This is a genomic window from Streptomyces sp. NPDC059696 (assembly GCF_042733745.1).
Lineage (GTDB): Bacteria > Actinomycetota > Actinomycetes > Streptomycetales > Streptomycetaceae > Streptomyces.
In genome coordinates this window covers 51,068-64,287 of the sequence record NZ_JBHWFG010000002.1, presented here as the reverse complement: position 1 = coordinate 64,287, position 13,220 = coordinate 51,068, and the positions used below count along the sequence as shown (strand labels likewise).

The 13,220-nt window shown below is 71.7% G+C and carries 11 protein-coding genes; 6 read left to right on the top strand and 5 right to left on the bottom strand.

All coding sequences use genetic code 11. The annotated features are described in order from the left end of the window. Positions 1–90: 90 nt before the first annotated feature. Both ACFV20_RS02085 and ACFV20_RS02080 read right to left on the bottom strand, forming a co-directional pair. Positions 91–864, bottom strand: a complete 774-nt coding sequence (locus tag ACFV20_RS02085) for an SDR family NAD(P)-dependent oxidoreductase (RefSeq protein WP_385651404.1) — start codon at positions 862–864, stop codon at positions 91–93. 94 nt (positions 865–958) lie between these two features. Further along, positions 959–1,627, bottom strand: coding sequence for an MOSC domain-containing protein (locus ACFV20_RS02080; protein WP_385651401.1), 669 nt, complete (start codon positions 1,625–1,627; stop codon positions 959–961). 89 nt (positions 1,628–1,716) lie between these two features. Between ACFV20_RS02080 and ACFV20_RS02075 the strand changes: the two genes are divergently transcribed. Continuing rightward, positions 1,717–2,616 carry a LysR family transcriptional regulator gene (locus ACFV20_RS02075; RefSeq protein WP_385651398.1) on the top strand — a complete coding sequence of 300 codons (900 nt, stop codon included), beginning with the start codon at positions 1,717–1,719 and terminating at the stop codon, positions 2,614–2,616. Between the two features lie 60 nt (positions 2,617–2,676). Here ACFV20_RS02075 and ACFV20_RS02070 read toward each other — a convergent pair whose 3' ends face one another. After that, entirely contained in the window at positions 2,677–3,006 is a 330-nt protein-coding gene (locus ACFV20_RS02070; protein ID WP_004927066.1) for a WhiB family transcriptional regulator, read from the bottom strand. 379 nt (positions 3,007–3,385) lie between these two features. Between ACFV20_RS02070 and ACFV20_RS02065 the strand changes: the two genes are divergently transcribed. The 4 genes from ACFV20_RS02065 (at position 3,386) to ACFV20_RS02050 (ending at position 7,963) form a co-directional block, all read left to right on the top strand. Then, the gene (locus ACFV20_RS02065) at positions 3,386–3,997 is read left to right on the top strand and encodes a response regulator transcription factor (RefSeq protein WP_003948568.1); all 612 of its coding nucleotides are present in this window, start codon (positions 3,386–3,388) and stop codon (positions 3,995–3,997) included. A 493-nt stretch (positions 3,998–4,490) separates the two neighbouring features. Further along, positions 4,491–5,078 carry a sigma-70 family RNA polymerase sigma factor gene (locus ACFV20_RS02060; protein ID WP_030854669.1) on the top strand — a complete coding sequence of 196 codons (588 nt, stop codon included), beginning with the start codon at positions 4,491–4,493 and terminating at the stop codon, positions 5,076–5,078. 149 nt (positions 5,079–5,227) lie between these two features. Then, positions 5,228–6,733 carry an IMP dehydrogenase gene (gene guaB / locus ACFV20_RS02055; protein WP_385651392.1) on the top strand — a complete coding sequence of 502 codons (1,506 nt, stop codon included), beginning with the start codon at positions 5,228–5,230 and terminating at the stop codon, positions 6,731–6,733. A gap of 105 nt (positions 6,734–6,838) precedes the next feature. Then, positions 6,839–7,963 (top strand): GuaB3 family IMP dehydrogenase-related protein, encoded by a 1,125-nt coding sequence (locus ACFV20_RS02050; protein ID WP_385651389.1) that lies wholly within the window; start codon positions 6,839–6,841, stop codon positions 7,961–7,963. 646 nt (positions 7,964–8,609) lie between these two features. Here the strand turns inward: ACFV20_RS02050 and ACFV20_RS02045 are convergent. Continuing rightward, entirely contained in the window at positions 8,610–9,818 is a 1,209-nt protein-coding gene (locus tag ACFV20_RS02045) for a nucleotide sugar dehydrogenase (RefSeq protein WP_385651387.1), read from the bottom strand. A 271-nt stretch (positions 9,819–10,089) separates the two neighbouring features. On the opposite strand from ACFV20_RS02045, the gene ACFV20_RS02040 reads away from it, so the two are divergent. Beyond that, positions 10,090–11,796 (top strand): glycerol-3-phosphate dehydrogenase/oxidase, encoded by a 1,707-nt coding sequence (locus ACFV20_RS02040; protein WP_385651384.1) that lies wholly within the window; start codon positions 10,090–10,092, stop codon positions 11,794–11,796. A gap of 233 nt (positions 11,797–12,029) precedes the next feature. On the opposite strand, the gene ACFV20_RS02035 is transcribed toward ACFV20_RS02040, so the two are convergent. Further along, complete coding sequence (locus tag ACFV20_RS02035) at positions 12,030–13,073, bottom strand: serine hydrolase domain-containing protein (protein WP_385651381.1); 1,044 nt, start codon at positions 13,071–13,073, stop codon at positions 12,030–12,032. Positions 13,074–13,220 lie beyond the last annotated feature (147 nt).

Below are 13,220 nucleotides of genomic sequence, written 5' to 3'. Positions count from 1 at the left end.
CTTCATTGTCCCAAGGGGGCGGCCCGGGTGCCTCCCGGTGAACGGTGGCCCGGGGCAGGGGACCAGCCGGCCGGGCCGTGCCGCGTGCGGCTACTGCGGCCCGTACTTCCGGCCCGTCCTGGACGAGACGGCCCCGAGCATCCCCCGCGGCACCAGCTTCGCCGCCCCCATCAGCGCCTTGTAGCGCGGGTCCGGGATCGACAGCGTCTTGCCGCGCGCCAGATCGTGCAGCGCCGCCGCCACCAGCTTGTCCGCGTCGAGCCACATCCACCCCGGGATGTTGTCGGTGCCCATCCCGGCCCGCTCGTGGAACTCGGTGCGCACGAACCCCGGGCACAGCGCCATCAGCCGTACGCCGCTGCCGGCCAGGTCGCGGGCCGCGCCCTGCGTGAACTGCACGACCCAGGCCTTGGAGGCGCCGTAGGTGCCCCGGGGGACGAAGGCGGCCACCGACGCGACGTTGACGACGCCGCCGCGGCCGCGCTCGCGCATCGCCGCCGTCGCCGCCGACGTCAGCCGCAGCACCGCCTCGCAGTGCACCTTCAGCATCCGCAGCTCATCGGCCATGGAGACGTCCAGAAAGCGGCCCTTGTTGCCGAACCCGGCGTTGTTGATCAGCAGGTCGACGGGGTTCTTGCGGTCGCCGAGGCGTCCGGCCACCGCCTCGATGCCCTCGTCCTCCGCCAGGTCGGCCGTCAGCACCTCCGCCTCGATGCCGTGCCGGTCGTGCAGCTCGGTCGCCTGTTCCCGAAGCCGCTTGGTGTCGCGGGCCACCAGCACCAGGTTGTGCCCGTCCGCCGCGAGTCGCCGCGCGAACGCGGCCCCGATGCCTGCCGTCGATCCCGTAATCAGAGCCGTTGTCATGGCAGAAGGTTAGTGACCCGGACCGCGTGCATCCGCTTCCCCGGGGGGCCGTCCGTGGTGAAGGGTCCGTGGAGACCGGCGTGGTGAGCGGCCGTCAGGCCCCGTACTTCTCCTGGTACTCCCGGGCCGTCCGTGCCACTTCCGGGTGGAGGGCCTCGCCCGCCGCCAGCACCCGCGGCAGCAGGGTCCGCTCGGTCGTCACCGCGCGGAACTGCAGGGCCACGGTCACCTCGTGGTCCGGGCGGTGCACGATCTCGACGGCATCGCCCGCGCGGACCTCCCCGGGCACGATCACCCGCAGATACGCCCCCGGCGCCCCGCGCCGCGTGAACCGCCTCACCCAGCCCTTCTCGCCCAGGTGGCCCTGGAACGTACGGCACGGGATCCGTCCGGAGGTGACCTCCAGCACCACCTCGGGCCCGATCCGCCACCGCTCGCCGATCAGGGCGCCGGACACGTCGAGGCCGCAGGTGGTGAGGTTCTCGCCGAACGCGCCGTCGGGCAGCGTCCGGTCCAGCTCGCGCTCCCACTCGTCCATGTCCTCACGGGCCATGGCGTACACCGCCTGGTCGTCACCGCCGTGGTACTTCAGCGTGCACACCGTGTCCCCGGCCAGTCCGCTCCCGCCGACGCCCTTGGGGCCGGGCGCGGACACCCGCACCGGACCGTCCACCGGCCGCTTGTCGATCCCGGTCACTCCCTGCGGATGGTCCGTGTAGGGCACGGCCACGGCGCGGCCCAGATTCACTGACAGAAGCTTCATGCCGGCACGGTAGGCGACCGGCCCCCAAAGCGTCGACGTGATTTCAGCGGAGACATCAAAGAGTGACTTATCCTCGCTATCCTCGAAGGGTGATCGAAGCTCGTCATCTCCGTGTCCTGCGCGCCGTCGCGACCACCGGCTCCTTCTCCGCCGCCGGCCGCGAGCTGGGCTGCACCCAGCCCGCCGTCAGCCAGCAGATGAAGGCCCTGGAGACCTCCGTCGGCACACCGCTGCTGATCCGTACCGGACGCGAGATGCGCCTGACCCAGGCCGGCGAGGCCCTGGTGCGGCACGCCGCCGGGATCCTCTCCGGGCTCACGGCCGCGGAGGAGGAGGTCGCCGCCATCGCCGGGCTGCGCGCGGGCCGGGTCCGGCTCGTCTCCTTCCCCAGCGGCAGCTCCACGCTCGTCCCCACCGCCCTCGCCGCGCTGCGCCGGGCCCACCCCGGCACCCGGGTCTTCCTGGAGGAGGCCGAACCGCCCGCGTCCGTCGGCCTGCTGCGCGAGGGCGACTGCGACGTGGCGCTCGCGTTCCGCTACGAGGGGGCGGCCGGCGCGGAGGAGTGGGACGACCTCGTCGTACGGCCGCTGCTGTCGGACCGGCTCGTCGCGCTCGTGCCGGAGCGTCACCGGCTGGCGGGCGCGGAGTCCGTCGCGATCGGCGAGCTCACCGAGGACCCGTGGATCGCGGGCTGCCCCCGCTGCCGCGGACAGCTCGTCGAGGTGTGCGCCGCGGCCGGCTTCACCCCCCGCATCGACTTCGCCACCGACGACTACCCGGCGGTCGTCGGCCTCGTCGGCGCCGGCCTGGGCGTGGCCGTCCTTCCCCAGCTGGCCGTCGAGTCGGTCCGGCCCCGGGGGGTGCGCGCCGTGCGGCTCGAACCGGCGGTGCGGCGGGAGATCGTCGCACTCACCCTGCCCGACCTCGCACAGGTCCCCGCCGTGGCGGCGACACTCGACCAGCTGGCCCGGGCCGCCCGCCGCCCGTAGCGGCCCACCGCGTCAAAAACCAACGGCACGCGTGCGCGTGCCCTTCGCAGAAACGTTCCTTCAGTTGTTCGAGGCGGTGTGTCCGCCCGATGCCGACGCCGACACCAGCCGGTTGCGCGCCCGCCCCATGAGCTCTTCGCGCTCGTCCTCGGTCAGCCCGCCCCACACGCCGTACGGCTCACGCACCGCCAGGGCGTGGGCAGCGCACTCCGCGCGTACCGGGCACCTCATGCAGACCTCTTTGGCCGAGTTCTCACGAGCGCTCCTCGCCGCACCGCGCTCACCTTCCGGGTGGAAGAAGAGCGAGCTGTCCACCCCTCGACAGGCAGCCAGCAGCTGCCAGTCCCACAGGTCCGCGTTCGGTCCGGGAAGGCGGGAGAAATCTGCCATTACGTGACCCCTTGTAGCCGTCTGGGCGGATCCGGTGTCTACGACCGTACAACTACGATCTAAGGAGATGAAAATATGACTCATTGCGAATCTAGCTCCAGACACTGGCAAAACGGAAGAAATGGGTCTGAATGGGGCATAGCTTGTGATGAAAGTTCGAGGGTCCGCTGTGCATGTCTCCACCGTGTCCGCCCCCTCACGTAGAGTGCCGAAGAGGGCAGCCGCCCCCGTAACTCTTTCGAGTGACCGTCGTTGAGAGTGCGAGGCGGTTGAAGGAACAAGTGCTCGGGCCCGCGTCCGAGACGGTCGACCGCACAGGTGACGATTTCGTACCAGCCTGGAGGCTCAAGGTGACGCGCATCAGCTGCGGAGGGCGGTCATGACATCCGTCCTCGTCTGCGACGACTCCCCGCTTGCCCGAGAGGCGCTCCGTCGTGCGGTGGCGACCGTGCCCGGCGTAGAGCGCGTGACGACGGCGGCCAACGGCGAGGAAGTCCTCCGCCGCTGGGGGGCCGACCGCTCGGACCTGATTCTGATGGACGTACGCATGCCCGGACTGGGCGGCGTCGAGACGGTCCGGCGGCTGCTGTCGGCCGACCCCGGTGCGCGCATCATCATGCTCACCGTCGCCGAGGACCTGGACGGCGTGGCCCTCGCGGTCGCCGCCGGTGCCCGCGGCTATCTGCACAAGGACGCCTCCCGCGCGGAACTGCGCGCGACGGTGACCCAGGCCCTGGCCGACCCGACCTGGCGGCTCGCCCCGCGCCGGCTGCGCTCGGCCGAGATGGGCGCGGCGCCCACGCTCACCGCGCGTGAGATCCAGGTCCTCGAAGGCATGAGCCACGGCCGCTCGAACGCCGAGATCGGCCGCGAGCTGTTCCTCTCCGAGGACACCGTCAAGACGCACGCCCGGCGCCTGTTCAAGAAGCTCGGCGCCTCCGACCGGGCCCACGCCGTCGCGCTCGGCTTCCGGTGGGGTCTGGTGCGCTAGGACCTGTCGTTCGGATCACGCCTGTCCCTCGGATCACGCCCGTCCTCCGGGCCGGGCCGGTTCCGAGGCGGGGGCTCCGGCCCCGGCGGAAGAGCGGGGGCACCCGGATGCCCCCGCGGGAGCCGTGCGCGCCGAAGCCGACGGCCGACGCCGACGCCGGGGATCCGTACCCGCCCGGGCGCGGTCGAGGGTCCGGCAGGGGGCGAGCGAGGACCGACGTCCCCGGCTTGATCCGAACGACAGGTCCCAGCGATCGTGCTGTGGCCGCGGAGAGCCAGGTGGGCGCGGGTGGGCCCGGGGCCCGCAGGGTGCCCGCTGCTCGTTTCGCCGCGGATGCCGCATCCTTGAGGGTGTGGAGTTCCTCGGGGACGAGTCGGTCGAGCGGAAGGGGAGGGCGCAGGGGATGAGTGCCGGCGCACCTGCTCATAACGCTTCAGTGCACAACAACGGGCGCGGTGCCGCGGACCCGGCGGCCGCAAGGCACCATGGACCGATGCGCGACGACGAGGCGGCCCCTGCCCAGGGCGCGATCGGTGCGCTCGTCCACCGCGCCGTCGACGGGGACGAGCAGGCCACGCACGACCTGCTCGCCCATGTCCACCCCCTGGCCCTGCGCTACTGCCGCACCCGGCTGTCCCGTCTCCCGGGCGACGCGCGGCACTTCGTGGAGGACCTCGCGCAGGAGGTCTGCGTGGCGGTGCTCCTCGCGCTGCCCCGCTACCGGGACACCGGCCGCCCCTTCGAGGCGTTCGTCTTCGCCATCGCCGCCCACAAGGTCGCCGACCTGCAGCGCGCGGCGATGCGCCACCCCGGCTCGACGGCCGTCCCCTCCGACGAGATGCCCGAGCGTCCGGACGACTCCCTCGGTCCGGAGGAGCGCGCCCTGCTCAGCAGCGACGCGGAATGGGCCAAGAAACTCCTGGCCAACCTTCCCGAGAACCAGCGGGAGCTGCTCCTGCTGCGCATCGCGGTGGGACTCACGGCCGAGGAGACCGGTCAGATGTTGGGAATGTCACCCGGCGCGGTCCGGGTGGCGCAGCACAGGGCGCTGAGCCGACTGCGGGCGCTGGCCGAGCAGTAGGCCCTCGGCGGCCCTTCGTTGAACAGGCGGTGCGCCGCTTCCGTACGAACATACGAAGCCCGGTGCGGGCCGGAACCGTGGAATGAGACAGCCCCGCTTCCCGTTAGCATGGACATCCGCACCGATCAAGGCCATTTGGGGAAGGTGTCATGACTGCCAACGTCGACGGAGTGCCCGGAAAATTCGCGACACTCGGGCTGACCTACGACGACGTGCTGCTGCTGCCGGGTGCATCCGAGGTGCTCCCCAACGCGGTCGACACCTCGTCCCGCATCTCCCGCAACGTCCGGGTCAACATCCCGCTGCTCTCCGCGGCGATGGACAAGGTGACCGAGTCCCGCATGGCGATCGCGATGGCCCGCCAGGGCGGCGTCGGCGTGCTGCACCGCAACCTGTCCATCGAGGACCAGGTGAACCAGGTCGACCTGGTCAAGCGCTCCGAGTCCGGCATGGTCACCGACCCGATCACGGTGCACCCAGACGCCACGCTCGCCGAGGCCGACGCCCTGTGCGCCAAGTTCCGCATCAGCGGCGTCCCCGTCACCGACGGCAACAAGAAGCTGCTCGGCATCGTCACCAACCGCGACATGGCCTTCGAGACCGACCGCACGCGGCAGGTGCGCGAGGTCATGACCCCCATGCCGCTGGTCACCGGCAAGGTCGGCATCTCCGGCGCGGACGCCATGGAGCTGCTGCGCCGCCACAAGATCGAGAAGCTCCCGCTGGTCGACGACGCGGGGGTCCTCAAGGGCCTGATCACGGTCAAGGACTTCGTCAAGGCCGAGCAGTACCCGAACGCCGCGAAGGACGCCGAGGGCCGGCTGCTCGTCGGCGCGGCGGTGGGAGCCAGCCCCGAGGCCCTGGAGCGCGCCCAGGCGCTCGCCGGCGCCGGCGTGGACTTCCTGGTGGTCGACACCTCGCACGGCCACAACAGCAACGCGCTCAGCTGGATGTCGAAGATCAAGTCGAGCGTCGGCGTCGACGTGATCGGCGGCAACGTCGCCACGCGTGACGGTGCCCAGGCGCTCATCGACGCCGGCGTCGACGGCATCAAGGTGGGCGTGGGCCCCGGCTCGATCTGCACCACCCGCGTGGTCGCCGGCATCGGCGTCCCGCAGGTCACGGCCATCTACGAGGCGTCCCTCGCGGCCCGCCCGGCGGGCATCCCGCTGATCGGCGACGGCGGCCTGCAGTACTCCGGCGACATCGGCAAGGCCCTCGCCGCCGGTGCCGACACCGTCATGCTGGGCAGCCTCCTCGCCGGCTGTGAGGAGTCCCCGGGCGAGCTGCAGTTCATCAACGGCAAGCAGTTCAAGTCGTACCGCGGCATGGGCTCGCTCGGCGCGATGCAGTCCCGCGGCCAGGCCAAGTCGTACTCCAAGGACCGCTACTTCCAGGCCGAGGTCGGCTCCGACGACAAGCTCGTGCCCGAGGGCATCGAGGGCCAGGTGCCCTACCGCGGTCCGCTGGCCAACGTGCTGCACCAGCTCGTGGGCGGCCTGCGCCAGACGATGGGCTACGTGGGCGCCGCCTCCATCGAGGAGATGGAGACCAAGGGCCGCTTCGTCCGGATCACCTCCGCGGGTCTCAAGGAGAGCCACCCGCACGACATCCAGATGACGGTCGAGGCACCGAACTACAGCCGCAGCAAGTAGCGGCCCCGGCTTCCGAGGGCGGCTCCGGAGCATCCGGGGCCGCCCTCGTCGTGCCCGTCGGCGATACTGGAAGACGCTGCAACGCATCAGGGAAAGGCCACAGACGTGACTGAGATCGAGATCGGGCGCGGCAAGCGCGGCCGCCGGGCGTACGCCTTCGACGACATCGCCGTCGTCCCCAGCCGCCGTACCCGGGACCCGAAGGAGGTCTCGATCGCCTGGCAGATCGACGCCTACCGCTTCGAGCTGCCCTTCCTGGCCGCCCCCATGGACTCGGTCGTCTCCCCGGCCACCGCGATCCGCATCGGTGAGCTCGGCGGCCTCGGCGTGCTGAACCTCGAAGGCCTGTGGACGCGCTACGAGGACCCGCAGCCGCTGCTCGACGAGATCGCGGAGCTGGACGCGGAGACCGCGACCCGCCGTCTGCAGGAGATCTACGCGGCCCCCATCAAGGAGGAGCTGATCGGGCAGCGCATCAAGGAGGTGCGCGACTCCGGCGTCGTCACCGCCGCCGCGCTCTCCCCGCAGCGCACCGCCCAGTTCTCCAAGGCGGTCGTGGACGCGGGCGTGGACATCTTCGTCATCCGCGGTACGACGGTCTCCGCGGAGCACGTCTCCGGCGCGCACGAGCCGCTCAACCTGAAGCAGTTCATCTACGAGCTGGACGTCCCGGTGATCGTCGGCGGCTGCGCCACGTACACGGCGGCCCTGCACCTGATGCGCACCGGCGCGGCCGGTGTCCTCGTCGGCTTCGGCGGCGGCGCGGCGCACACCACGCGCAACGTGCTCGGCATCCAGGTCCCCATGGCGACGGCCGTCGCCGACGTGGCCGCGGCGCGCCGCGACTACATGGACGAGTCGGGCGGCCGCTACGTGCACGTGATCGCGGACGGCGGTGTCGGCTGGTCCGGCGACCTGCCCAAGGCGATCGCCTGCGGCGCCGACTCGGTGATGATGGGCTCCCCGCTGGCCCGTGCCACCGACGCGCCGGGCAAGGGCCACCACTGGGGCATGGAGGCGGTGAACGAGGAGCTGCCGCGCGGCAAGAAGGTCGCCCTGGGCACGGTCGGCACCCTGGAGGAGATCCTCACGGGTCCGTCCCACACCCCCGACGGCTCGATGAACCTCTTCGGCGCCCTGCGCCGCGCCATGTCCACGACCGGCTACAGCGAGCTCAAGGAGTTCCAGCGCGTCGAGGTGACGGTGGCGGACTCACAGCACCGGCGGTAGTCCGCTCAGCTTGAGAAGGGCCTGGTCACTCAGGGGAGTGGCCGGGCCCTTTCGCATGCCCAAGTGGCGGTGACGGGGCGCGTGTTGCCGATGGGGGGCGCACGGGTGCCTTCGGGCCGTTCTGACCCGTGGAGGGCGGTTTCGAGGGGCTAGTGTCCGTGATCGGCGCCCCGGTTCTTCTGGGTGCCCCCTTCCAAGGACACGGTCCGGACCCCGCTCCTCGGGGCCCGGCCCGATGCCGACGTGCCGTCTACCGGGTCAATGGGCGGCGTCGTGGAAGGGGGCGCCCATGGGACGTCACCGCAAGCCCACCCGCTGGGACCGACTCCGTCTTCGGACGGTGCAGTGCCGGAGGAGGTGGATCTTGCGGCTTTTCGGATGGTGAGCGGCCGCCCCCACGAGAACTAGGGGCGGACACTCCGTGATCCATCCAGGAGCCTGCCGCAGTACCCCCTGCGGTGGGCTCCACCTTGTTTCGGATGGTGAGCGGCCGCCCCCAGAAGAAGTAGGGGCGGACACTCCGTGATCCATCCAGGAGCCTGCCGCAGTGACCGCTGCGGTGGGCTCCGCCTGTGTCCGTAAGGTACCCGCGTGGCGTGCCGCATGCCACCAGCCCCCAGGGCTCACGCACCCCGCGCGCCCCCCTTCACAACCGATGCGCCGCCCCCGTGGGCGCCGCCCCGCGTGTGTCCAGCAGCAGCTGGGCCTTCACCGACAGGCCCTGGAGGTCGTACGTGCGGTGCTGCTGGAGGAGGATGGTCAGGTCCGCGTCGGCTGCTGCCTCGTAGAGGGAGTCCGCGCGCGGGACCGGGTGGTCGTGGACGCTCCAGGACGGGACGTACGGGTCGTGGTAGCTGACCGCCGCGCCCAGGTCCCTCAGGCGCAGGGCGATCTCGCGGGCCGGGGTGCCCTGGAGGTCGGCGAGGTCGGGCTTGTAGGTGACGCCGAGGAGGAGCACGCGCGCGCCCCGGGCCGACTTGCCGTGTTCGTTGAGGAGTGTGGCGGCGCGCTGGACGACGTAGCCCGGCATGCGGTTGTTGACCTCCCGGGCCAGCTCCACCATGCGCAGCCCGCGGCCGCCGCCGGCCGTCAGGTCCTGGGGGACGGAGTGACCGCCGACGCCGGGGCCCGGACGGAAGGCCTGGAAGCCGTGCGGCTTGGTCTCCGCGCAGCGGACGACGTCCCAGAGGTCGACGCCCAGGTCGTTGCAGAGGACGGCCATCTCGTTCACCAGGGCGATGTTCACGTGCCGGTAGTTCGTCTCCAGCAGCTGCACGGTCTCCGCCTCGCGCAGTCCCCGCGCGCGTACCACCTTGTCGGTCAGCCGCCCGTAGAAAGCGGCGGCCGACTCCGTGCAGGCCGGGGTGAGGCCGCCGATGACCTTCGGCGTGGTGGCCGGCGTGACGTCGCGGTTGCCCGGGGCGACCCGGCTGGGGGAGTAGGCGAGGTGGAAGTCGCGGCCCGCGCGCAGCCCGGAGCCCTCCTCCAGGAGCGGACGCAGGATCCCCTCGGTCGTCCCCGGGTACACCGGTGACTCCAGGATGACCGTGGTGTGCGGACGCAGGTGGCCGGCGAGGGTGCGGGCGGCTGCTTCGAGCTGGGTCAGGTCGAGCCCGCCGTCCGCTGCGGGCGGAGTCGGCGGGCAGAGGACCGCCGTGCGCACCCGGCCGAGCTCGGCGGGGTCGGTGGTCGGCCGGAAGCCCCCCGAGAGCATCCGGCGCAGCTCGGCGGGGCTGAGCGAGCCCGCCTCGGGGCCGGTCCGGTAGCCCAGCGTGGGGACGCCGGCGGCGACGGCGGCCTGGGCCAGGGGCAGGCCGTACGGGCCGAGTCCGATGACGGCGAGATCTGCGGGCATGGCGTGGCCGTCCTTCCCGATAACCGAAGTGGGACAGGGGCGCAAGCCCTGTGGACAGGACGGGCGAGCGCAATGTCAGACTAGGAGTAAATATGACCGATATGTGGGATTGCCCGGCCGAGTTTCGGTGAGTGTTCCGTGAGCGTTGTCCACAGGCTGCGGGCCCGTGGTGGCTGAAGTCGGGCAACCCGGTCAGAATCTGGGCAGGGGGATACGGACGGGGCCGCACCCGACGGGTGCGGCCGGCGCGACCGACGAGCGGGAGGCAGCGGTGAGGACAGCGACACTCGGACCGGCGCAGCGCGCCGAGTCACTCGCATCCATGGCCGAGCGCGAGCTGGACGTGCTGGTGGTGGGTGCGGGCGTGGTGGGTGCGGGCACCGCGCTCGACGCGGTGACCAGGGGCCTGTCCACAGGTCTGGTCGAGGCGCGTGACTGGGCGTCCGGCACCTCCAGCCGGTCCAGCAAGCTCATCCACGGCGGCCTGCGCTATCTGGAGATGCTCGACTTCGCGCTCGTCCGCGAGGCCCTGAAGGAGCGCGGCCTGCTGCTGGAGCGCCTCGCCCCGCACCTGGTGAAGCCCGTGCCGTTCCTGTACCCGTTGCAGCACAAGGGCTGGGAGCGGTTGTACGCGGGGTCGGGTGTCGCCTTGTACGACGCCATGTCCATGGCCCGCGGGCACGGTCGGGGCCTGCCGATGCACCGCCACCTGACGCGCTCTCATGCCCTGCGCGTGGCTCCCTGCTTGAAGAAGGACGCCCTGGTCGGGGCGCTGCAGTACTACGACGCCCAGATGGACGACGCCCGCTACGTGACGAACCTGGTGCGCACGGCGGTGGCCTACGGCGCCCAGGCCGCGAACCGCGCCCGGGTGACGGGGTTCCTGCGCGAGGGTGAGCGGGTCGTCGGCGCGAAGGTGCAGGACGTCGAAGGGGGCGGCGAGTACGAGATCCACGCCCAGCAGGTCGTCAACGCGACCGGCGTGTGGACGGACGACACCCAGGCGATGGTCGGGGAGCGCGGCCAGTTCCACGTCCGGGCGTCCAAGGGCGTCCACCTGGTCGTGCCGCGCGACCGGATCCACTCCACGACCGGGCTGATCCTGCGCACGGAGAAGTCGGTGCTGTTCGTCATCCCCTGGGGCCGGCACTGGATCATCGGCACCACGGACACCGACTGGGACCTCGACAAGGCCCACCCGGCCGCGTCCAGCGCGGACATCGACTACCTGCTGAGGCATGTGAACTCGGTGCTTGCGGTGCCGCTCTCCAGGGACGACGTGGAGGGCGTGTACGCGGGGCTGCGGCCGCTGCTCGCCGGTGAGTCCGACGCGACCAGCAAGCTGTCGCGCGAGCACACCGTGGCGCATCCGGTGCCCGGGCTGGTCGTCGTGGCGGGCGGCAAGTACACGACGTACCGGGTCATGGCCAAGGACGCGGTGGACGCCGCGGTGCACGGACTCGACATGCGCGTCGCCGAGTGCGTCACCGAGGACGTGCCGCTGCTGGGCGCCGAGGGTTACCGGGCGTTGTGGAACGCGCGGGCGCGGATCGCCGCCCGGACCGGACTGCACGTGGTGCGGGTCGAGCACCTGCTGAACCGCTACGGCACGCTGGCCGAGGAACTGCTCCAGCTCATCGCGGAGGACCCGTCGCTGGGTGAGCCCCTGCCCGCGGCCGACGACTATCTGCGCGCCGAGATCGTGTACGCCGCCTCCCATGAGGGCGCGCGGCACCTGGACGACGTGCTGACCCGGCGGACACGCATCTCGATCGAGACCTTCGACCGGGGCACCCGCAGCGCACGCGACGCGGCGCAGCTGATGGCCCCGGTGCTGGGCTGGGACAAGGACCAGATCGAGCGCGAGGTCGAGCACTACCAGAAGCGGGTGGAGGCCGAGCGGGAGTCGCAGCGGCAGCCCGACGACCTGACGGCGGACGCGGCGCGGCTGGGGGCGCCCGACATCGTGCCGTTGTAGCCGGAGATCGTGCCGTGGGGCAGAGTGCCGTCGGGGATCGGGTCGTTGTGTGCCGATGCCGATGCCGATGCCGATGCCGATGCCGATGCCGATGCCGATGCCGATGCCGATGCCGATGCCGATGCCGATGCCGATGCCGGAGCCGGTGCTGATGCCGGTCGGCGGCTGGGCTCCTGCGGATGTCACTCGAACGAGTGGCCGGAAGTGGGATCTTCGTGCGGGGGCGGGTCGTTCTACGAGGTGCGGGGGCAGAACTCGGCCGCGAGCACCGCGGGTTCGAGGCCGGGATCTGCTATCGCGTCCGTGTTCACGCGGAAGGTGAGGACACGCCGGCCGTCGACGGTGGCCGCGGTGCGCACATAGCTGCCGGATATGTGCCCGTTGTGCCCCCACACGGTCGCGCCGCACGGAAGTCTCTCGGGGAAGAGCCCCATGCCGTACGCGCCGTGTGCGGCACGGGTGTCGAGCATCTCGCGCAGCCGGTGCGGGGGCAGCAGCCGGCCGCCGAGCAGGGCCCCGTAGAAGCGGTCGAGGTCGTCGAGTGTGGTCACCAACTCGCCCGCCGCTCCGGCCACTCGCGGGTCGAGTTCGGTGACGTCGGTTCCGTCGGCCGTGTAGGCGCGGCCGTGGGGGGAGGGCAATGTGGAGCGCGAGCCGGGGAAGGAGGTGCCCGTCAGACGCAGGGGAGTGAGGATGCGCCGTTCGGCCTCGGTGGCGTACGAGTGGCCGGTCACCTGCCGCACGACCAGGCCGAGCAGCACGTAGTTGGTGTTCGAGTAGGAGAAGCGGCCGTGTTCGGCCGGAGGGTGGGTGAGAGCGAGGTTCAAGGCCTGACGAGGTGTGACGGGCGCGGTCCCGTCGGTGTCCGTGGTGAAGTCGCGCAGACCGCTGGTATGGGTGAGCAGGGAGCGCAGGGTCAGCGCGCGGCCGTCGTTGCCGGCTCCTCGCACCAGACCGGGCAGGTGCTGCTCGACCGTGTCGGACAGTGACAGCCGGTGCTCGGCGGCCAGTTGCAGCACGACCGTCGCGAGGAACGTCTTCGTGAGGCTGCCGGCGCGGAAGTGGTCCGACCGGGCGATGCCCGGACCCGCCGCGGCGTAGCGGGTGGTGGTTCCCTCCCGGGCCAGCAGGGCGGCGGCCGGGGCTCCGCCTCGCGTCACCAGCGAGGGCAGCACCGCGTCCGCGGGCGGCACCGACAGGGCGGACGAGTCGGCCGGCGGCAGACCGAACAGGGCGGCGGCCACCGGCAGGGCCAGCAATGTCCGGATCGGCGGCATACGGTCTCCTCCCTGGTCAGGGCCCATCATGCAAGGCGGCGCTGGGCGTGCCGCAGCCGGGTTCCGGGAGGGTGGGGGCGCGGACAACCGGGAGGGGCCCCCTGGGCGCCGGGCACTTGTCGGGTGAGAGACAATGGAGGCTCTGTC

Bases quoted from the DNA above. Each gene is read 5' to 3' on its own strand.
- ACFV20_RS02085 (WP_385651404.1), bottom strand. From the start codon at position 864: ATGACAACGGCTCTGATTACGGGATCGACGGCAGGCATCGGGGCCGCG.
- ACFV20_RS02080 (WP_385651401.1), bottom strand. From the start codon at position 1,627: ATGAAGCTTCTGTCAGTGAATCTGGGCCGCGCCGTGGCCGTGCCCTAC.
- ACFV20_RS02070 (WP_004927066.1), bottom strand. From the start codon at position 3,006: ATGGCAGATTTCTCCCGCCTTCCCGGACCGAACGCGGACCTGTGGGAC.
- ACFV20_RS02065 (WP_003948568.1), top strand. From the start codon at position 3,386: ATGACATCCGTCCTCGTCTGCGACGACTCCCCGCTTGCCCGAGAGGCG.
- ACFV20_RS02060 (WP_030854669.1), top strand. From the start codon at position 4,491: ATGCGCGACGACGAGGCGGCCCCTGCCCAGGGCGCGATCGGTGCGCTC.
- guaB (WP_385651392.1), top strand. From the start codon at position 5,228: ATGACTGCCAACGTCGACGGAGTGCCCGGAAAATTCGCGACACTCGGG.
- ACFV20_RS02045 (WP_385651387.1), bottom strand. From the start codon at position 9,818: ATGCCCGCAGATCTCGCCGTCATCGGACTCGGCCCGTACGGCCTGCCC.
- ACFV20_RS02035 (WP_385651381.1), bottom strand. From the start codon at position 13,073: ATGCCGCCGATCCGGACATTGCTGGCCCTGCCGGTGGCCGCCGCCCTG.